The organism is Streptomyces sp. NBC_01210 (genome assembly GCF_036010325.1).
In the GTDB taxonomy this organism is placed as follows: Bacteria; Actinomycetota; Actinomycetes; order Streptomycetales; family Streptomycetaceae; genus Streptomyces.
In genome coordinates this window covers 6509953-6529700 of sequence record NZ_CP108549.1, presented here as the reverse complement: position 1 = coordinate 6529700, position 19748 = coordinate 6509953, and the positions used below count along the sequence as shown (strand labels likewise).

Sequence of the window (19748 nt, the reverse complement as noted above, 5' to 3'; positions counted from 1 at the left end):
GTCAGTGGTTCCGGGCGCGACGCTCGCGCACGGCGAAGACGAGCAGCCATGCGCCGATGACGGAGCAGGCCACGAAGGTGACGGAGAGCGGGAGTTGGGCCACGGCGCCCAGCATGATTCCCAGGAGGAGAAGCGCTGCGACGATGGCGATCATTGTCTTCCTTCCCAATTTTGGGTGAACACTTGTGAGTACGACTGTTCACTGACTCGAGAGTCTACACTTCCCTTATCGAGAGAACGGTTGTTTACTGAATGGTATGAGTCACACCGTCGGGATCCGTCAGGCCCAGAAACAGAAGACCCGTCAGGCCCTCCTGGACGCCGCACTGCAGCTCCTGGAGGAGCAGAGTCTGAGCAGCCTCGGACTGCGTGAGGTGACGCGGGCCGTGGGTGTGGCGCCGACGGCGTTCTACCGGCACTTCAGGGACACGGCCGACCTCGGCGTCGCGCTCGTCGAGGAGGCGCTCGGCAGCCTGCACGCCATGATCGGCGAGGCGCTCGCCGAGACCGGTGACGATGTACGTATCGACCGGACCGTCGCGCTGATCGCCGATCTCGTCCGCAGATCACCAGCCCATGTCCGCTTCATCGCCCGCGAGCGGCACGGCGGTGTACAGCCCGTACGCGAGGCCATTGGCGCGCAACTGCGCCGGTTCGCCGACGAAGTGGCGGCGGCCTTCGCCCGCGAGACGGAGTCGGCCGGATGGAGCGAGGCCGATCTGCGCATGCTCGCGGGTGTCTATGTCGACCACATGGTGATGACGGCGTACACGTTCCTGGAGGCCGGTCCCGAGGGCGAGGAGCAGGTCAGCTCGGTGGCCCGCCGTCAGCTGCGTCTGGTGAGTCTCGGCCGGCGCCACTGGCTGGACTGACGGGCCCGACGGGCAGCGTGACGGGCCTGCCGGAATCGCTTCCGTACAACTCGACCACGGCCGCCGCCGCGCGGGCCAGCTCTTCCCGCGCCTCCGGCGGAGACAGCACCTCCACGCTCTCACCGAAGGCCAGCAGCGCACGGGCCGCCATCGCGGTCGGCAGCGCGAGCTCGACGCGCGCCCACTCACCGGCGACCTGGGGCTCCGCGGTGAGCTGACTGGCCTGTATGCGCAGGAACATGTCCAGCCGGTCGGTCCTCACCAGCGCCGTCACCCGTACGTCCGCCGGGCGGTCCTCGACCTGACGGCGCAACACCTGCCAGACGTCGGCCAGTTCCTGGCCGGGGCGCCGCCGGACCGGAGCGTCGGTGAGGGTGGCGGCGAGCACCCGGTCCGCGCGGAAGAGCCGGGGGGCTGCCCGGTGGTCGGCGACCAGGTACCAGACGCCCGCCTTGACGACGAGTCCGTACGGATCGAGCGTGTACGTCCGCGGTTCGGTCGTCCCGCTGTGCCGGTAGCGCAGCCGCAGCCGACGGTCGGTGAAGACGGCGGAGTTCAGCACGTCCAGATCGACGGCCGGCTGCGGTACGCGCATCCAGCTGGCCGGGTCGACCAGGATCCGCCGGCTCGTCAACTCGGCGGCTGGCCGGTGTGGTTCGGGCAGTGCGGCCATGACCTTGCGCAGCGCGGAGCCGAGCGCCTCGTCGAGGCCGAGTGCGGAGTGGGCGCCCTGGGCGGCGAGGACGAAGAGGGCACGGGACTCGTCGGCGGTCAGCCCGGTGACGTCGGTACGGAAGCCGGGCAGCAGCGCGATGCCGCCGTGCCGCCCGCGCTCGGCGTAGACGGGGACGCCGGAGGTCGAGAGCGCCTCGATATCGCGGTAGATGGTGCGCACGGAGACTTCGAGCCGCTCGGCGAGTTCGGCGGCCGGGACGAGGCCGCGGGTCTGGAGGAGCAGCAGGATCGAGAGCAGCCGGTCTGATTTCACGGGTCTGAGGGTCTCCGGAAAACTTGACGGTGGATGTCAGGTTATCCGGGCAGGGTGTGCCTCGTCATCGAGACCGGCAATTGAGGAGATGGACACCATGAACGACCCCCGCCCCCTGTACGAGCGCGCGGCCGACCAGTTCGCGAGCCTGCTGAAGACCGTGACGCCGGAGCGGCTCGGCGACCCGACGCCCTGTACGGAGTTCGATGTACGGGCGCTGCTGTCCCATGTCGTCGGCGGTACGCACCGGATCGCGACCATTGGCGAGGGCGGCGACGGCCTGGCGGTGCCGGCACGGGTGGACGGCGTCGCGGACGACGGCTGGACCACGGCGTACGAGGAGGCGAGGCGCCGCTTCACGGCGGCGTGGGCGGACGATGCGAAGCTGTCCCGCCTGGTGGCGGTCCCGTGGGCCGCGGAGCTGCCGGGCGCGGCGGCGGTGGGTGGCTATGTGATGGAGACGGTGACCCACACCTGGGACCTGTCGCAGGCACTGGGCCACCCGATGGCCCTGGACGAGGAGTTGGCCAAGGTCATCCTCCCGATCGCCCAGCAGGTCCTGCCGGCGGACAGCCGCGGCGAGGGGGTCCCGTTCGCGGCGGTCCAGGAGGCACCGGAGGGGGCGGACGCGTACCGCCGACTGGCATCGTGGTGGGCCGCGCCGCGTAACGGGATGTCCCCACCCACCCGCCCCTACGCTTCCAGCAGGCGCGCCGCCAGGTGGGTGAGGCGGGTGTGCCAGGAGGCCAGCAGGTCATCCACGTCCATGTCCCGCGGGCCGGTCTGGGTCAGGATCAGGCGGGGGCCGTGACCCGTGCCCTCGGCGAGTTGCCAGCGGACCTCGCCCTCCGGGTCCACGGCGTAGGCGAGCAGGGCCGGTCGCCGTACCTCGGTGACCGGGCCCGGTGGGGTCTTGGGGGCCGTGAAGCCCGCCGGGACCGGCGCGCCCTCCCACGCCTCCGTGCCTGCGGTCAGTTCCGCCCAGACCGTCTCCGCGGGCCGCACCAGCTGCCGTTCGAAGCGGATCCGCCGTCCGTCGGCGGTGTCCTCGACGATGCCCCGCCCCAGGTCGAACTGCTCCAGATACGCCTCGTGCAGTTCGCCCCTGTCGCGGCCGACGTCCACCTTCTCGCCGTCCAGCAGCTGCTCCAGAGCTGTGATGCACAGATGCCAGCCGGATGCGAAGCTCGCCGCGCCGAAGCGGTCGCCGAAGGTGTGCACAAGAGTGAGCAGCGAGCCCTCGCCCTCCGGGATGATCTCCCAGCGCAGATGGTCCTCGCCCCAGGTGAAGGCGAAGACACGCGGCTCCTCGGCGTCCGTCACGGTGCCGGTCATCCCCGGCTCGCCGGCGCCGGGGAAGGAGAAGCCCATCGCCCCTCCGGGCCTGAGCTCCACGGACACCTCGGACGGGAACCACTGGGCGAGGTGGGCGGGTTGGGTGATCGCGTCCCAGACCCGCTGCGGCGGATGCGCGAGCCGGCGCTCCATCCGGAGCGCGGTGCGCCCGTCCGCCGTGGTGAGGGTGTCGGAGTGCGGGTTCATGAGGAGTCGTCCTCCATCGCGTCGAGATGCCGTTCGAGCGCGTCGAGACTCCCCGCCCACAGATGGCGGTAGTGCGCGAGCCAGGCGTCGAGCTCCGCGAGGGGCTCGGGCGTCAGCTCGTACCAGCGGCGCTGGGCGTCCTGGCGGACCCGGACCAGACCGGCCTCCCGCAGCACCCGCAGATGCTTGGAGGTGCCGGGCTGGCTCAGGCCGAGCCGGTCGGTGAGCTCACCGACCAGGTGCGGGCGCTCCAGGAGCAGATCGAGAATCCTGCGCCTGCTCGGCTCCGCGAGCACGTCGAACGGTATGGGCATACCCCGAACATACTTCGCGGGTTATATAACCGCAAGAGAATGGAGGTCCCGCCCCAACCGTGCCCGGCCTCAACCGCGCCCCTACTCAGCCGCGCGGGGCCTTCGCCAGCTGGCGCGACTGAGCCACCAGACGGTCCGCGCTGTCCCAGACCTCCGCGTCCTCCTCCAGGAATCCGCCGGCCAGATTGCGGGTCGTGATGGAGACCCGGAGCGGCCCGGGGGCCGGGCGGCAGCGGATGTGCGTGGTGAGTTCGACCGTCGGCGTCCAGCCCGGCAGGCCCAGCTCGAACGAGGTCGGCGGCAGCGCGTCGACAGTGAGCAGCAGTGAGAACGGGTCCGCGTCACGGCCGTCGGCGAGGCCGAACCAGCCGCGCATCTCACCCTTGCCGGAGGGGGCACCGACGGCCCAGCCGAGGGTCGCCGGGTCGAGCTTGATGTTCAGGCGTTCCGTGATCGCCGAGCTGCCGGGGATCTTCGGCGCGGGGCCGTCGGACGGGCCGAGGCAGTCCCGGAATGCCGGCATGACGGGCGGCTTCGCCGACGTGCGCACGTCGTCGGGCAGCGCGTCCAGGTCTCCGTACGAGGCGAGGACACGGATGCGCTCGACCTCCGTGCCGTCCTCCGCGTACTGGAACAGCGAGGCTTGTCCGGTGGAGAGGGTGCGGCCGCTGCGTACGACCTCGGTGCGGATCACCGCGGGGCCCGGATGCGACGCCGTGAGGTAGTGCGCCGAGACCGTGAACGGGTCGGGGTGCGCCAGGGCGTCACCGAGCGCACGGCCGAGCAGGGCCAGCAGGTAGCCGCCGTTGACGGCGCGGATGATCGTCCAGCCCGCCGAGAGCTCCGCGTCATAGACGCCCGGTGCGCGCAGGGTGACAGCGGTGTCGCGGTCGAACTCGCTGTCCCCGATGGTTGCCTGTACTGCCTGTGCCATGGCGGCACCGTACAACAGAAAATTACTGAGCGGTAGCTTTTTTGCTCTGCCCCGGCACGAGGCCCCTGTCCGCGTCGGCGGAACGCGGCGCTCCGGAGTCGGTCCGGCTCCGCCGGCTCCCCTCGGCCGGCTCTCTTCGGCTAGCTCTCTTCGGCGGCTTCCGAGCGCCGGTTCCAGGCGCGCGGCGCCCGCCAGTGGAAACGCATCGCGAGCAGCCGCAGTACGAACGCGGTCACCACGGCGAGTCCGCTGGTGGCCGCGTTCAGTACGTCGAACTGGATGGAGACCACCACCATGGTCGCGCCGACGATGGCGGGGACGGCATACAGATCGCGGTCCCAGCGCAGCAGCGACGGCACCTCGTTGGCGAGTACGTCACGCAGCACACCGCCACCGACGGCGGTGGCAAGTCCGAGCGCCGCGGAGGCGGTGAGGCCGAGCCCGTACTCGTACGCCTTGGTGGTGCCGGTGACGCAGAACAGCCCGAGGCCCGCGGCGTCGAAGACATTGACCCCGACCTGGATGCGCTCGACGTGCGGATGCAAGAAGAAGACCAGGGCGGTCGCCACGAGCGGCGTGAGGAAGTACCCGAGATCGCTGAAGGCCGCGGGCGGTACGGCCCCGATGATCAGGTCCCGCAACATCCCTCCGCCCAGCGCGGTTACCTCTGCGAGCACGGCTATGCCGAAGACGTCGAAATTCTTGCGTACGGCGAGCAGTGCGCCGGAGATCGCGAAGACGAAGATCCCGACGAGGTCGAGCGCATGCTGGACGGAGGGCGTGAACAGTTCATGGAGCACCCGGCAATTGTGCCGGTTCTACTCCTTGGCACTCTCCTCAGCCTCGGCCGGGGCCTGGGTGGAGGTCTCCTCGGCGGCCGCGTCCGCGGACTCGTCCTCCGACGGAACGGCCTGGTCCGAGCCGGCCTCGGCAGAGGTCCCGTCCGCAGCCTCGCCGCCGGTCTTCGCGACCGTGATCGCCGCAACCGCAGCGGCCTCCGCGGGCTCCGCCGACTCCGGCTTCTTCGACACGTCGACGATCTCGATCGCCTCGCGCGCCGACTCCAGGGCCTTGTCGCCCGGGGCCAGGTCCGGTGCGTTCTCCGGGTGGTGGCAGGCCACCTGGTGGCCCGTCTTCAGTGCCAGCAGCGGCGGTTCCTGCGTCTTGCAGATATCCGTCGCCTTCCAGCACCGGGTGTGGAACCGGCAGCCGGTCGGCGGGGAGATCGGTGACGGGACGTCGCCCTTGAGCAGGATGCGGTCGCTCTTGGCGCCGCGCCGCTTCGGGTCCGGCACCGGCACCGCGGAGAGCAGGGCCTTCGTGTACGGGTGCATCGGCGCCTCGTACAGCGACTTGCGGTCCGTCAGCTCGACGATCTTGCCCAGGTACATCACCGCGATGCGGTCCGAGACATGGCGGATGACCGACAGGTCGTGCGCGATGATCACATACGTGAGGCCCAGCTCGTCCTGGAGGTCGTCCAGCAGGTTCACCACCTGCGCCTGGATCGACACGTCCAGCGCCGAGACCGGCTCGTCCGCCACGACCAGCTTCGGCTTCAGGGCGAGGGCCCGCGCGATACCGATGCGCTGGCGCTGGCCGCCGGAGAACTCGTGCGGGTAGCGGTTGTAGTGCTCGGGGTTGAGACCGACCAGGCCCAGCAGCCGCTGGACCTCCTTCTTGACCCCGCCCTCGGGCGTGACGCCCTGCAGCTTGAACGGCGCGCTGACGATCGAACCGACCGTGTGGCGCGGGTTGAGCGAGCCGTAGGGGTCCTGGAAGATCATCTGGACGTCCCGGCGCATCGGGCGCATGCCCGAAACACCGAGGTGCGTGATGTCCTTGCCCTCGAACTCGATCTTGCCGCCGGTCGGTTCGAGCAGCCGGGTGATGAGCCGGCCCATCGTCGACTTGCCGCAGCCGGACTCACCCACGACGCCGAGCGTCTCGCCGGGAAGTACGTCGAAGCTGATGCCGTCGACCGCCTGGACGGCACCGGCCTGCCGGCGCAGCAGCCCCTTCGTGATCGGGAAGTGCTTGACCAGTCCGGTGACCCTGAGCAGTGGCTCGGGCGAGGAGGTGGCCTGCTCCGGGATCGCCATCTCGGAATCCTTACGATCTTTTCCGGCCGGGGGTCCGGGGGTTGTCCCCGGGGAAGATGCAGTACTCACAGCTTCGGCGCAATCTCTTCGGTCCAGATCCGCGTGCGGTCCTCCTGCGACATGTGGCAGGCCGAGTGGTGCCGGCTGCCGACCTCCCGCAGCTCGGGCCGCTCGGTGCGGGTGATCCCGCCCTTGGGCACATCGGCGTACGGGCAACGCGGGTGGAAGGCACAGCCACTGGGGATGTTGATCAGGCTGGGCGGGGAGCCCTTGACCGGGATGAGGCGCTCGGTCTGGTCACGGTCGATGCGCGGCATCGAGCCCAGCAGGCCCCAGGTGTAGGGGTGCTGCGGCTCGTAGAAGACCTTCTCGGCCGGACCGCGCTCGACGCAGCGGCCGCCGTACATCACCAGGATGTCGTCGGCCAGCTCGGCGACGACGCCCAGGTCGTGGGTGATGATGATGACCGCGGAGCCGAACTCCATCTGCAGATCCCGGATCAGGTCGAGGATCTGCGCCTGGACGGTGACGTCCAGCGCGGTGGTCGGCTCGTCCGCGATGAGCAGCTCGGGGTTGTTGACCAGCGCCATCGCGATCATCGCGCGCTGGCGCATACCGCCGGAGAACTCGTGCGGGTAGCTGTCCACCCGCTTGTGGGGCTCCGGGATACCCACCCGGTCCAGCAGCTCGACGGCCCGCTTGCGGGCGGTCTTCTTGTCCACCTTGTTGTGGACCTGGTACGCCTCGCTGATCTGCTTGCCGATGGTGTAGTACGGGTGCATCGCGGACAGCGGATCCTGGAAGATCATCGCCATGTCGCGACCGCGCAGCCGGCGCACCTCGTCCGGGTCGGCGGTCAGCAGTTCCTTGCCGTTCAGCCAGATCTCACCGGACAGGTGCGCCTTCTGCCGGCCGTACTGGCCGACGCGGTGCAGGCCCATGATGCCGAGCGAGGTCACCGACTTGCCGGAGCCCGACTCGCCCACGATGCCGAGGGTCTTGCCCTTCTCCAGCGTGAAGGAGAGTCCGTCGACCGACTTCACGAGACCGTCGTCGGTCGGGAAGTGCACCTGCAGGTCGCGTACTTCGAGGAAGGCGGTGGAGGGGGCCGAGCCCGCGGAGACGGGCTCGCCGACGGCGCCGGTCTTCGTCAGGGGGGATCCGGGGGTCTCTCCCGGGACTGGCACCGTGGTCATGAGAGCCTCACTCGGGGGTCGATCACTGCGTACATGAGGTCCACGACGAGGTTGGCGAGGACGACGAAGAAGGCCGCGATGAGCGTGACTCCGAGGATCACGGGCAGATCGTGGTCGCTGATTGCCTTCACCGCGTTGTAGCCGAGGCCGTGCAGGGAGAAGGTGCTCTCGGTCAGGACCGCGCCGCCCACCAGGGCTCCGAGGTCCAGGCCGAGGACGGTCAGGATCGGGGTCATGGTCGAGCGCATTGCGTGCTTGCCGATGACCACGGGTTCCGTGAGGCCCTTGGCTCTGGCGGTTCGGATGTAGTCCTCGTTGAGGACCTCCAGCATCGTGGCGCGGGTGAGCCGGGCGTACATCGCGGCATACAGGAAGGCCAGGGTGACCCACGGCAGAACCATGCCGTTGAACCAGGCCGCCGGATCCTCACTGAACGCCACGTCCGGCCGGTCGAACCACCCCAGCTGGTCGGAGAAGAGCGCCAGGGACAGCATGCCGGTGAAGTAGATGGGCAGCGAGACACCGCCGAGGGCGATGCCCATCGCCGAACGGTCCAGGGGCGTACCGCGCTTGAGGGCGGAGATGATTCCGGTGGAGACACCACCGATCACCCAGAGCACGACAGCGCCCGCGGCGAGCGAGAGGGTGACCGGCAGCCACTCTAGCAGCAGCGGCCAGACCTCCTGCTCGGTCTTGAACGAGTACCCGAAGCAGGGCGCGGCGCACTGCGTCACGTCGGAGCCGTTGGCGTACGTACGACCCGCCACCAGTCCGACCACGAACTTGCCGAACTGGACCAGGATCGGGTCGTCCAGGCCCATCTTCTGCCGGATGCCCTCGATGGAGGCGGGGTCGGACTGCTTGCCGACGAAGTACAGCGCCGGGTCCGTCCCGATCATCTTGGGGAAGAGGAAGAAGATTCCGAAGGTCACCAGCGTGATGACCATCAGCATGACGATGACGGCGAAGAATCGCCTGATGAGATATGCAAGCACTGCGCTCGGCCCGACGGTGGCCCGGGAGCCCTCTCTTATGCAGAGGGCTCCGGGCCACCGCTCGCGGCCATCACCTGCCCTTCGTGCCTAGCGGGTGTGGCACTGGAACGTGAACTGACTGGGATTTACTTGACGACGCCGAGCGAGGCGTAGTCGTAGCGGCCGTTGTAGGCGTCGGCCGTGTAGGCGTTGGTCAGACGAGTGCTGCGCCAGGTGATCGTCTTGTCGTAGACGAAGGGCAGGTAGACAGCGGCCTCGGAGACCTTCTGGTTCATCTGCTTGTAGATCTCGCCGGCCTTGGCCGGGTCCGTCTCGGCGATGGCCTGGTCGAAGAGCTTGTTGACCGCGGGGTCGTTCAGCTCGGAGAAGTTGTTGTTACCGCTCTGCAGGATGAACCGGCCGTCGACCAGCGGCTGCGAGAAGCCCTGGCCGGTCGGGAAGTCCGCGCCCCAGCCCATGATGATGATGCCGTAGCCCTTGGACTTCACGACCTTCGGCGAACCGATGATGCCGGACGTCTGGGCGCCGTCGAACTGGTCGACCTGGGCGTCGATGCCGACCTGCTTCAGCGCGTTCTGCAGCGAGACGGCCGTGGCGACCTCGACCGGCTTGTTGTTACGCACCGCGATGGTGGTCTTGAAGCCGTTCGGCTGGCCACAGGCCTTCAGCGCCGCCTTGGCCTTCGCGACGTCCGGCTTGCTGTCGTTCTTGAGGACCTCGTACGGGTCGTACGTGGGGTCCGAGCCCTTGATGCCCGCGGGGAGCATGTTCGGGGCGATGTCGCCACCGGCCTGCGGGCCGCCACGGGCGGTCTGCAGCGACTTCTTGTCGGCGGCGTAGATGACTGCCTTGCGGCACTCGACGTTGTCGAACGGCTTGACCGTCGTCGGGAAGACCGCGTAGCGGATGAAGCCGGTCTGGCCGTTGTCGAGGTTGTCCTTGTGCTTGCGCAGAGCGGTGGTGCGAGCCGCCTGGCCGATGCCGGTCGCGTTGATGTCGACGTCGAAGTCACCCTTGAGCAGGCGCTTGTCCATGTCGTCCGCGTTGGTCATGAAGGTGACCGTCACCTTGTCCGGAAGCGCCTTGCGGATGGTGTCCGAGGCGGGCTTCCAGTTGGTGTTGCGGGAGAGCGACATCGACTTGTTCGGCGCGTACGAGTCGATCTTGTACGGGCCGCTGGAGAAGGGCTTCAGGCCGTACTTGGCGGCGGTGTCCTTCTCCTTCTTCACCGGAGAGGCAGCCGGCATGGCGAGCATCTGCTCGAAGTCACCGTTCGGCTTCGGCAGCTTGAAGACGATGGTCTTCGCGTCCGGCGTCTCGATCGCCTTCAGGCCGAGCTTGTCCGCGGACTTGTCCTTGTACGGACCCTTGTACTCGGTCTTCGGGTCGAGCACCTGCATCAGGTAGACCGGGCCGCCGGAGATAACGTCCTGGGCCCAGGTGCGCTCGATGCCGTACTTGATGTCCTGCGCAGTGATGGGCGTGCCGTCCTCCCAGGTCACGCCATCCTTCAAGGTGTACTTGTAGGTCTTGCCGCCGTCCGAGATCTCGGCCTTCGCGGTCGCGAGGTCCGGGACGAGCTCGGTGCTGGCCTGGCCCGGCTCCGCCTTGAAGCTGACGAGCTGGCGGGTGTAGTAGCGGGCGAAGTCCCACATGAAGCCGTAGTAACCGCGCTGCGGGTCCCACGAGTCGGCGTCCTGTGTGCCGACGAATTTCAGCGTGCCGCCCTTGGTGTCGGACGCGTTGGCCACCTTGCCGATGCCGGCGTTGAAGCCGGGCGCACCGGCCCCGTCCTTCTTGTCGTCCTTGCCGCCACAGGCCGTGGTGGTCAGCAGGGCCGCGAGCACGACAGCCGTGCCTGCGGCAAGCCTGCGGTTCGACGTGCGATTGGTTGTCACGATGCTCGCAACCTCCGTAGTAGTCACGGCCCTCGAGGGTCGTGGTTCTGGGCTATTGCTCCTGACGGCTTCGGCAGGGGCGGTGTGTCCGCAGGGACGTGTGGGGGTCAGCGGGACCCCTTCGGGTCCAGCGCATCTCGTACGCCGTCGCCGAAGAGATTGAAGGCCAACACGGTGACGAAGATCGCCAGGCCCGGGATGATCATGAACAGCGGATCGTCCTCGTAGGTGCGCACGGCCGTCGAGAGCATCTCGCCCCACGACGGGGTGGGCGGCTTTACGCCAACGCCGAGGAAGCTCAGGGCGGCTTCCGTCAGGACGTTGGTGGGGATCATCAGCGTCGTGTAGACGGTGATCGGGGCCACCAGGTTGGGCAGCAGCTCCCGGAAGAGGATGTACGCACGTCCCGCACCGAGGCTGCGAGCCGCTTCGACGTACTCCCGCTCACGCAGCGAGAGCGTCTGGCCGCGCACGATGCGGCCGATGTACGGCCAGCCGAAGAAGCCGATCACCAGGACGAGGACCGCGATCCGCAGACCCGAACCGGAGAAGCCCCAGAGTTCGTTCGGGACGACGGAGATCAGGGCGATGATGAAGAGCAGCTGCGGGAAGGCCAGCAGCAGGTCCATCACCCGGCTGATCGCCGCGTCGACCCAGCCCCCGAAGTAGCCGGCGACGACGCCGAAGACGGTGCCCAGGCTGACCGCGACGAAAGCGGAGAGGAAGGCGACGAGAAGCGAGATGCGCGCGCCGTAGACGACTCGGCTGAAAACGTCTCTGCCGTTGACCGGCTCAACTCCGAAAAGGAAGTCGGAATTGATGCCTCCCCAGTCACCGATCGGGGTGCCCAGCAGCGGGTCGATCGCATCCTCGTGGAGTTCCTCCGGCGGGTGGCCGAGCAGACTCACGATCAGTGGAGCGAATATCGCGACCACGATCAGGAGGAGCACCACGAAACCGCCGACAAGTGCGACCTTGTCACGCTTCAACCGGATCCAGGCGATCTTCCAGGGCGAACGCCCCTCGATGGCCTTCTGCGGGACATCGGCGGCGACATCGACGGCAGCGGTTTCGGCCGCGCTCGTGTCGTGCAGTGGTGCCGTCATCGTGGTGGGGACCCCTCTCGGCCGGTGGTGACCGACCCATGCCCGCCGCTGTAGCGGCTTCGTTCACTCAGTGGTGCAGTTGTGTGTATTGCGAGGAATGCTTGAAGAAGCAGGTCGTACACAGGACCGAAGGGTCCTTGATGCGGGGAGTCTTCAACGCTGCCGCGATCACCCGCCAGCCCCCTCGGGGAATGGTTGCTCAAACGTGATGAGGCGAGGGGGTTTCCGTTATACGGACGGAGCCGCCGACTGAGCGGAACGCCAAATACTGCATATGGGGCGAAAGTTGACCGATGCGCCGCCATGCGGACGTTAGCCGCTCTTCGATTGCAAGGCATTCGAAGCCTCGAGAGCGCACAATCCCACCCCGAACATCGGTGTGGGGCATGGAAATAGACAGGTCAGGCCGTCAGTTGTGCTGTTGCGGCCGGCTCAGTGGCCGGCTCAGAGGCCGGCTCAGAGGCCGGCTCAGAGGCCGGCTCAGAGGCCGGCTCAGAGGCCGGCCGGCGGCGGATAGCCGTAGCCCCCGCCGGCCGGTGCGCCGCCGGCATGGGCATCGCGGTCGTAGAACGGGCGGGCGTTGGCCCGCAGCCACATCGTGACCGGGTCGTACTCGTCGGACATCGCGACGGTGGAGACCGGCAGCCCGTCCGGGACCGCGGCGATCGACTGCTGCATCATCGCGCGCACCGTGTCCACGGACTGCCTGCTCGTGTCGTACAGATCGAGACCGATGGCGAGATACGGAGCGCCGAGCGCGGGCTGCACCCAGGCGCGGCGCAGCGAGCGGATCGGGGACGTGCGGTGGGCGTTCTGGGCGAGCAGGCCGTAGAAGTGCGGGAGCTCGATGGCCGGTTCGGACAGTCGCAGCGGTCCTGCGGGCATCCGGTCGAGGCCGGTGGCGATCCGGCGGAGATCGAGCCAGGGGATGCCGACGCCGCCGCCCGGCGCGTGCGGGTTGAGCCAGATACCCCAGCGGTCCGGGTACAGCGCGCGGGCGATGTCACGGCCGGTGACCACCTCGTGGGCGCGGTTCCAGCCGGAGACGGAGAGCTCCTGGGCGGAGGTGACGCACGGCGCGTAGCCGACGCCGTCGACCTCCATGTTCCCGTACTGGGCATCGGGCGATCCGGCCTGGCCGTGCCAGAGCAGCATCCAGATCTGGCCGTTCGACGGGTCGGCGATGGCGTGCAGCAGCGCCTCGTACGCGTCGTAGCGTCCGGGAGTCACCTGGCGCAGCATGTGCTCGACCTGCCCGGCCGCCGCGGTGCCTGACGCACTCACCCTGGGTTCCGCCCCTCTTCGATGCCTCTTCGATGCAGCAACATCACAGCCGCCCCGGGCACACGAGTGCTGCGGTAAGGCCATCAAACCAGCTTAATCGGCAGTCCTGACACCGACTTGACGACTACACGTGCTGCCGTTCGTAGAAGGGCCGCACCCGCTCCAGCATCCATGCGCCGACAGGGTCCTGGGCAACATCCAGCAGTACGAGATTGACCGGCCAGCCCACCTGGACCCGGCCGAGCGCCCGGCCGAGCGCGTCCATCGGGGCATTGCGCTCGGCGGCCTCCCAGGAGGAGAGCTGGACACCGATGAAGAGGGTCGGCGGGTCGCCCTCGACGGAGGCGAGCGCACGGCGGGCGGTGAGGACGACACCGGAGGCCTCGAACTCCCCGGCCGCGGCGGCGAGGAAGTCGACCGGCTCCTCCTGCCAGTCGGGCTCGTAGAGCCGCACCCGGCCGCCGCTCGCGGGTCCGTCCAGCGGTGTACGTCCCACCCGGCACAGCTCGGCGACCGCGGGCGGCGGCAGCGGGGCGCCGACCGCACCGCCGGGGTTCACGGCGATACCGAGCTGCGGAGGCAGCCCGCGGGCGAATTCGCGGGCAGGCGCGACGGCGAAGGAGATATGGCTGCCGACGCACTGCAGGTACTGCTGCTCGGAGCTGAAGACCGGGACATAGGGAGCGCCGTCGATCTCCATCGTGGGCAGATCGAGATCGGGGCTGTCGGCTCCGCCGCCGTTGGGCAGCGGCACCCATATATGGCTGCGGCCGAGCACCTCGACGAGACGGCCCCCGGCGGAGGGGTTGCCGAGCGAGGCGGCGAGCACCTCTTCCAGCTCGTTGCCCGGCCAGCCGAAAGCTGGATGCGGATGGGCCTGCTCCGGTGTCTCCATGTGCGGTCCTTCTCCCCCGGGCTTCCACGGCTGCGCGCCACGACCCTAACGCCGCGGCCCGACGGACATGAACGGGGGCTCCGCCCCGACCCCGCTCCTCAAGCGCCGCAGGGGCTGAACTTCAGCGCGCGCAGCCCTATGGCTTCTCGAAGCCGACCCGCCCCAGCACCCCCGCCGCGTCCCGGTCCAGCAGCACGGCCGAGGCACAGCCCGCCGGCAGCCGGCCCGCCTCCGCGTCGCCGATCAGATGCCCGACCGCGCGCCGGTGCCGGGCGAAGGCGTACCCGGACACACCGCGGCCCCGCTCGCGCTGGCCCTGTCTGGCGACCTCGGGCGTGACGTCGAGCAGGACCAGATGGAGACCGCTCCCGCGGCGGCGCGCCTCGCGGGCCAGCCAGCGCCGCACCCAGGCCTGCGTACCGCAGTCATGGACGACGACACTCTCGCCGGAGCGCAGCGCCCGCCGCAGCCCGGCGTAGTGGGCGATCCGCACGAGCGGGCGGTACACGGCGTACGGCAGCAGCCGCGGCATCCGGGCGTCCCACCGGTCTCGGGTGTCCTGCGAGTCGATGCCACGACCGCGCGCCGCGCGCCGGATCAACGTGGACTTTCCGCTGCCGGGCAGGCCGGAGACGACCACCACATCACCGGCGGCGAAGACCAGACTGCGCGGACTGCGCCCCGAGCGGTCTCTCAGGTCGCGCAGTATGGCTGTGGGAGCCCCGAGCCGTTCCCGAGCGGAGCTCTCCGGCCGGGCAGGCACCCCCGCGGTCGTCGCAAAGACACCGGGCTGCTGCAACGTCATCACCCTCCCCCATGTCGGGTCACCCTCACCCTTGCCCATGAAGTGTAAAGAGTTGGTAATGCGACACAACCTATTTGCAGCTGCGGGCCACTGCGGGCAGGCGCGGCCGCGTTCCGGACCGTACGCACCACTCTGCCGCGATGCGTGCAATGATGTGCGCGCCAACTGCATACCGGCCGCTTGAATCCACGCGGGAGAGTCCTGGCCACTGTGTGCGCCGGGCGCCGAAGGAGCAAGTCCCTCCCTTGAATCTCTCAGGCCCCGTACCGCGTGTGATGAGGCAGATCTGAAAAGCGAGCCGCTGTCGAGTGGCTCCACCCAAGGTGCAAGTCACGACCATCAATACGCGTGGTCGCGACGAACCTCTCAGGTTCCGATGACAGATGGGGAGGATTGTCCTCGCCGGCCTGCCCTGGGAGCCACATCTATGAGCAACGTCCCCCGTCTGACCGCCCTCGACGCCCTGCACCGCTCGCTGGGCGCGACCATGACCGACTTCGCGGGCTGGGACATGCCGCTGCGGTACGGCAGTGAGCGCGACGAGCACAACGCCGTACGCACCAAGGCCGGTCTCTTCGACCTCTCGCACATGGGCGAGATCACCGTCACCGGACCGCGCGCCGCCGATCTCCTCGACTTCGCGCTGGTCGGCAACATCGGCGGAGTGGCCGTCGGCCGCGCCCGCTACACCATGATCTGCCAGGAGGACGGTGGGATCCTCGACGACCTGATCGTCTACCGCCTCGGCGAGACGGAGTACATGGTCGTCGCCAACGCGGGCAACGCCCAGGTGGTGCTGGACGCGCTGACCGCCCGCGCCGAGGGCTACGACGCCGAGGTTCGGGACGACCGCGACGCGTACGCGCTCATCGCCGTCCAGGGCCCGGAGTCCCCCGGCATCCTCAAGTCGCTGACCGACGCCGACCTGGACGGGCTGAAGTACTACGCGGGCCTGCCCGGCACGGTGGCCGGTGTCCCGGCGCTGATCGCCCGTACCGGCTACACCGGTGAGGACGGCTTCGAGCTCTTCGTCAAGCCGCAGTACGCCGAGAAGCTCTGGCAGTCGCTGACCGAGGCGGGCGCGCCCGTCGGTCTCGTCCCGGCCGGTCTGTCCTGCCGCGACACGCTCCGCCTGGAGGCGGGCATGCCGCTGTACGGGCATGAGCTGACCACCGCGCTGACCCCGTTCGACGCGGGCCTCGGCCGGGTCGTGAAGTTCGAGAAGACCACGAACGACGGGCGTTTCGTCGGCCGCGAGGCACTCGAGGCCGCCGCCGCGCGCGCCGAGGCCAACCCGCCGCGCAAGCTCGTCGGCCTGATCGCCGAGGGCCGCCGGGTCCCGCGCGCCGGCTTCTCCGTGGTCGCAGGCGGCCAGGTCATCGGCGAGGTCACCTCCGGTGCGCCCTCCCCGACCCTGGGCAAGCCGATCGCCATCGCGTACGTGGACGCGGCGCACGCCGCGCCGGGCCGCGAGGGCGTCGGCGTCGACATCCGCGGCACCCACGAGCCGTACGAGGTCGTCGCGCTGCCGTTCTACAAGCGCCAGAAGTGATCGTCCGCACCTTCACTCCGTTCACCAGCACTCCCCCGCGTACAGGAGAATTCAGGCCATGAGCAACCCCCAGCAGCTGCGCTTCAGCAAGGAGCACGAGTGGCTGTCGGCCGCCGAGGACGGCGTGTCGACGGTCGGCATCACGGAGCACGCGGCGAACGCGCTCGGCGATGTGGTGTACGTCCAGCTCCCCGAGGTCGGTGACACGGTGACCGCGGGCGAGACCTGCGGTGAGCTGGAGTCGACCAAGTCCGTCAGCGACCTGTACTCCCCGGTCAGCGGTGAGGTCACCGAGGCCAACGAGGACGTCGTCAATGACCCGTCACTGGTGAACTCCGCCCCCTTCGAGGGCGGCTGGCTCTTCAAGGTGCGCGTCAGCGAGGAGCCGAAGGACCTGCTCTCCGCCGACGAGTACACCGAGTTCTCCGGCAACTGACCACGACCACGACAGGGATCGAGATGTCGCTTCTCAACGCCCCTCTCCATGAGCTGGACCCGGACGTCGCCGCCGCTGTCGACGCCGAGCTCCACCGCCAGCAGTCCACCCTCGAGATGATCGCCTCGGAGAACTTCGCTCCGGTCGCGGTCATGGAGGCGCAGGGCTCCGTCCTCACCAACAAGTACGCCGAGGGCTACCCGGGCCGCCGCTACTACGGCGGCTGCGAGCACGTCGATGTCGTCGAGCAGATCGCGATCGACCGCATCAAGGCGCTCTTCGGTGCCGAGCACGCCAACGTCCAGCCGCACTCGGGCGCCCAGGCGAACGCGGCCGCGATGTTCGCGCTGCTGAAGCCGGGCGACACCATCATGGGTCTGAACCTCGCCCACGGCGGGCACCTCACCCACGGCATGAAGATCAACTTCTCCGGCAAGCTGTACAACGTGGTCGCGTACCACGTGGACAGCGAGACCGGCCAGGTCGACATGGCCGAGGTCGAGCGCCTCGCCAAGGAATCCCGTCCGAAGCTGATCATCGCCGGCTGGTCCGCGTACCCGCGCCAGCTGGACTTCGCCGCCTTCCGCCGGATCGCGGACGAGGTCGGCGCGTACCTGATGGTCGACATGGCCCACTTCGCGGGCCTCGTCGCCGCCGGTCTGCACCCGAACCCGGTGCCGCACGCCCATGTCGTCACCACCACCACGCACAAGACCCTCGGCGGTCCGCGCGGCGGTGTGATCCTGTCGACGCAGGAGCTCGCCAAGAAGATCAACTCCGCGGTCTTCCCCGGTCAGCAGGGCGGTCCGCTGGAGCACGTCATCGCGGCGAAGGCGGTCTCCTTCAAGGTCGCGGCGACCGAGGAGTTCAAGGAGCGCCAGCAGCGCACGCTGAACGGCGCCCGTATCCTCGCCGAGCGTCTCGTCCAGGCCGATGTGACCGAGCACGGCGTCTCCGTCCTGTCCGGCGGTACGGATGTGCACCTGGTCCTGGTCGACCTGCGCAACTCCGAGCTGGACGGCCAGCAGGCCGAGGACCGCCTCCACGAGGTGGGCATCACGGTCAACCGCAACGCGATCCCGAACGACCCGCGGCCGCCGATGGTCACCTCGGGTCTGCGGATCGGCACCCCGGCGCTGGCCACCCGCGGTTTCCAGGACGAGGACTTCCGTGAGGTCGCCGACATCATCGCCGAGGCGCTGAAGCCGTCGTACGACACGGAGGCGCTGAGCGCCCGGGTCTCGGCCCTGGCCGCGAAGCACCCGCTTTACCCCGGCCTGAAGTAATTACGTACGCTTTTGTACGAACCGACGGGGCGCCGCGCACACTGGACAGTGCGTGCGGTGCCCCGCACCAGGTACCGCCTTGGTATCGCCCCCGCACCGCCCTCTGCACCACCTCGGCAGACAACGGCGTCTACCAACCCCTCTAGGAGTCTTCCGTGGCCATCTCGGTCTTCGACCTGTTCTCGATCGGCATAGGCCCGTCCAGCTCCCATACGGTCGGCCCGATGCGCGCGGCCGCCCTGTTCGCGCGGCGGCTCAAGAACGAGGGCCTGATGGCCCACACCGCCGCCGTACGTGCCGAGCTCTACGGTTCGCTGGGCGCGACCGGCCACGGCCACGGCACCCCGAAGGCCGTCCTGCTCGGCCTTGAAGGCAACTCTCCCCGTACCGTCGACGTCGAGACCGCGGACGCCCAGGTCGAGCGCATCCGCACCGGCCGCCGGATCAATCTGCTCGGTATGCACGAGATCGACTTCGACTTCGACAAGGATCTGATCCTGCACCGCCGCAAGGCGCTGCCGTACCACGCCAACGGGATGACGATCTTCGCGTACGACGCCCAGGGCGCACTCGTCCTGGAGAAGACGTACTACTCGGTGGGCGGCGGCTTCGTGGTCGACGAGGACGCCGTCGGCGAGGACCGGATCAAGCTCGACGACACCGCGCTGAAGTACCCGTTCCGCACGGGCGACGAGCTGCTTCGGCTGGCTCAGGAGACCGGTCTTTCGATCTCCGCGCTGATGCTGGAGAACGAGAAGGCCTGGCGCTCCGAGGACGAGATCCGCGAGGGTCTGCTGGAGATCTGGCGGGTCATGCAGGCCTGCGTCTCGCGCGGTATGTCCCGCGAGGGCATCCTGCCCGGCGGCCTCAAGGTCCGCCGCCGCGCGGCCAACTCCGCCCGCCAGCTCCGCGCCGAGGGCGATGCGCTGGCCCGCTCCATGGAGTGGATCACGCTGTACGCGATGGCCGTGAACGAGGAGAACGCCGCGGGCGGCCGCGTTGTCACCGCACCCACCAACGGCGCCGCGGGCATCATCCCGGCCGTGCTGCACTACTACATGAACTTCGTGCCCGGCGCCGACGAGGACGGCGTGGTCCGCTTCCTGCTCGCCGCCGGCGCGATCGGCATGCTCTTCAAGGAGAACGCCTCGATTTCCGGCGCCGAGGTCGGCTGCCAGGGCGAGGTCGGCTCCGCCTGCTCGATGGCCGCCGGCGCGCTGGCCGAGGTGCTCGGCGGCACCCCCGAGCAGGTCGAGAACGCCGCCGAGATCGGTATGGAGCACAACCTCGGCCTGACCTGCGACCCGGTCGGCGGCCTGGTGCAGATCCCGTGCATCGAGCGCAATGGCATGGCGGCGGTCAAGGCCGTGACGGCGGCGAAGATGGCGATGCGCGGCGACGGCAGCCACAAGGTCTCGCTCGACAAGGTCATCAAGACCATGAAGGAAACCGGTGCGGACATGTCGGTGAAGTACAAGGAGACCGCGCGCGGCGGCCTCGCGGTGAACATCATCGAGTGCTGAGCCGCGGACCGTCGAGGGCT

At 68.9% G+C, this 19748-nt stretch carries 20 protein-coding genes and 1 riboswitch; of the genes, 6 read left to right on the top strand and 14 right to left on the bottom strand.

Features of this window, described 5'->3' with window-relative positions:
- Position 1: 1 nt before the first annotated feature.
- Positions 2-154, bottom strand: coding sequence for a hypothetical protein (locus OG735_RS29825; RefSeq protein ID WP_327326229.1), 153 nt, complete (start codon positions 152-154; stop codon positions 2-4).
- A gap of 103 nt (positions 155-257) precedes the next feature.
- Here OG735_RS29825 and OG735_RS29820 point away from each other — a divergent pair, with 103 nt between their 5' ends.
- The gene (locus tag OG735_RS29820) at positions 258-872 is read left to right on the top strand and encodes a TetR family transcriptional regulator (RefSeq protein ID WP_327326228.1); all 615 of its coding nucleotides are present in this window, start codon (positions 258-260) and stop codon (positions 870-872) included.
- Here the strand turns inward: OG735_RS29820 and OG735_RS29815 are convergent.
- Positions 808-1860 (bottom strand): helix-turn-helix transcriptional regulator, encoded by a 1053-nt coding sequence (locus tag OG735_RS29815; protein WP_327326227.1) that lies wholly within the window; start codon positions 1858-1860, stop codon positions 808-810. The genes OG735_RS29820 and OG735_RS29815 overlap by 65 nt on opposite strands.
- Positions 1861-1957: 97 nt before the next feature.
- Here OG735_RS29815 and OG735_RS29810 point away from each other — a divergent pair, with 97 nt between their 5' ends.
- On the top strand, positions 1958-2671 hold the full coding sequence (locus OG735_RS29810) for a TIGR03086 family metal-binding protein (RefSeq protein ID WP_327326226.1): 714 nt from the start codon (positions 1958-1960) through the stop codon (positions 2669-2671).
- Here OG735_RS29810 and OG735_RS29805 read toward each other — a convergent pair.
- From OG735_RS29805 to OG735_RS29750, 12 genes are all read right to left on the bottom strand, one after another.
- Positions 2554-3402: an SRPBCC family protein gene (locus OG735_RS29805; protein ID WP_327326225.1), complete on the bottom strand. Its 849-nt coding sequence runs from the start codon at positions 3400-3402 to the stop codon at positions 2554-2556. The two genes, OG735_RS29810 and OG735_RS29805, sit on opposite strands and share 118 nt — an antisense overlap.
- Positions 3399-3716, bottom strand: coding sequence for an ArsR/SmtB family transcription factor (locus OG735_RS29800; protein ID WP_327326224.1), 318 nt, complete (start codon positions 3714-3716; stop codon positions 3399-3401). Before OG735_RS29800 ends, OG735_RS29805 begins: the two co-directional genes overlap by 4 nt.
- Before the next feature lie 85 nt (positions 3717-3801).
- Entirely contained in the window at positions 3802-4650 is an 849-nt protein-coding gene (locus OG735_RS29795) for a thioesterase family protein (RefSeq protein WP_327326223.1), read from the bottom strand.
- Between the two features lie 140 nt (positions 4651-4790).
- Entirely contained in the window at positions 4791-5450 is a 660-nt protein-coding gene (locus OG735_RS29790) for a trimeric intracellular cation channel family protein (RefSeq protein ID WP_327326222.1), read from the bottom strand.
- Between the two features lie 18 nt (positions 5451-5468).
- Entirely contained in the window at positions 5469-6821 is a 1353-nt protein-coding gene (locus tag OG735_RS29785; RefSeq protein WP_442812512.1) for an ABC transporter ATP-binding protein, read from the bottom strand.
- Positions 6818-7948 (bottom strand): ABC transporter ATP-binding protein, encoded by a 1131-nt coding sequence (locus tag OG735_RS29780; protein ID WP_327326220.1) that lies wholly within the window; start codon positions 7946-7948, stop codon positions 6818-6820. Before OG735_RS29780 ends, OG735_RS29785 begins: the two co-directional genes overlap by 4 nt.
- Positions 7945-8943, bottom strand: coding sequence for an ABC transporter permease (locus OG735_RS29775; protein WP_327326219.1), 999 nt, complete (start codon positions 8941-8943; stop codon positions 7945-7947). Before OG735_RS29775 ends, OG735_RS29780 begins: the two co-directional genes overlap by 4 nt.
- Positions 8944-9068: 125 nt before the next feature.
- Positions 9069-10841 (bottom strand): ABC transporter substrate-binding protein, encoded by a 1773-nt coding sequence (locus OG735_RS29770; RefSeq protein WP_327326218.1) that lies wholly within the window; start codon positions 10839-10841, stop codon positions 9069-9071.
- A gap of 107 nt (positions 10842-10948) precedes the next feature.
- On the bottom strand, positions 10949-11947 hold the full coding sequence (locus OG735_RS29765) for an ABC transporter permease (protein WP_327326217.1): 999 nt from the start codon (positions 11945-11947) through the stop codon (positions 10949-10951).
- A 492-nt stretch (positions 11948-12439) separates the two neighbouring features.
- The gene (locus OG735_RS29760) at positions 12440-13231 is read right to left on the bottom strand and encodes an enhanced serine sensitivity protein SseB C-terminal domain-containing protein (protein ID WP_327326216.1); all 792 of its coding nucleotides are present in this window, start codon (positions 13229-13231) and stop codon (positions 12440-12442) included.
- A gap of 124 nt (positions 13232-13355) precedes the next feature.
- The gene (locus tag OG735_RS29755) at positions 13356-14126 is read right to left on the bottom strand and encodes an enhanced serine sensitivity protein SseB (protein WP_327326215.1); all 771 of its coding nucleotides are present in this window, start codon (positions 14124-14126) and stop codon (positions 13356-13358) included.
- Positions 14127-14262: 136 nt separating this feature from the next.
- The gene (locus OG735_RS29750) at positions 14263-14931 is read right to left on the bottom strand and encodes an AAA family ATPase (RefSeq protein ID WP_327326214.1); all 669 of its coding nucleotides are present in this window, start codon (positions 14929-14931) and stop codon (positions 14263-14265) included.
- A gap of 181 nt (positions 14932-15112) precedes the next feature.
- A riboswitch (glycine riboswitch) is annotated at positions 15113-15210 on the top strand.
- Positions 15211-15358: 148 nt separating this feature from the next.
- On the opposite strand from OG735_RS29750, the gene gcvT reads away from it, so the two are divergent.
- The 4 genes from gcvT to OG735_RS29730 all read left to right on the top strand — a co-directional run bounded on the left by gcvT (position 15359) and on the right by OG735_RS29730 (position 19728).
- On the top strand, positions 15359-16483 hold the full coding sequence (gcvT, locus tag OG735_RS29745; protein WP_327326213.1) for a glycine cleavage system aminomethyltransferase GcvT: 1125 nt from the start codon (positions 15359-15361) through the stop codon (positions 16481-16483).
- A gap of 58 nt (positions 16484-16541) precedes the next feature.
- A complete protein-coding gene (gcvH, locus tag OG735_RS29740) occupies positions 16542-16919 on the top strand; it encodes a glycine cleavage system protein GcvH (RefSeq protein ID WP_326652738.1) in 378 nt (125 codons plus the stop codon).
- 23 nt (positions 16920-16942) lie between these two features.
- Entirely contained in the window at positions 16943-18205 is a 1263-nt protein-coding gene (gene glyA / locus OG735_RS29735; protein WP_327326212.1) for a serine hydroxymethyltransferase, read from the top strand.
- 155 nt (positions 18206-18360) lie between these two features.
- Positions 18361-19728: an L-serine ammonia-lyase gene (locus tag OG735_RS29730; protein WP_327326211.1), complete on the top strand. Its 1368-nt coding sequence runs from the start codon at positions 18361-18363 to the stop codon at positions 19726-19728.
- The last annotated feature ends 20 nt before the right edge of the window (positions 19729-19748 follow it).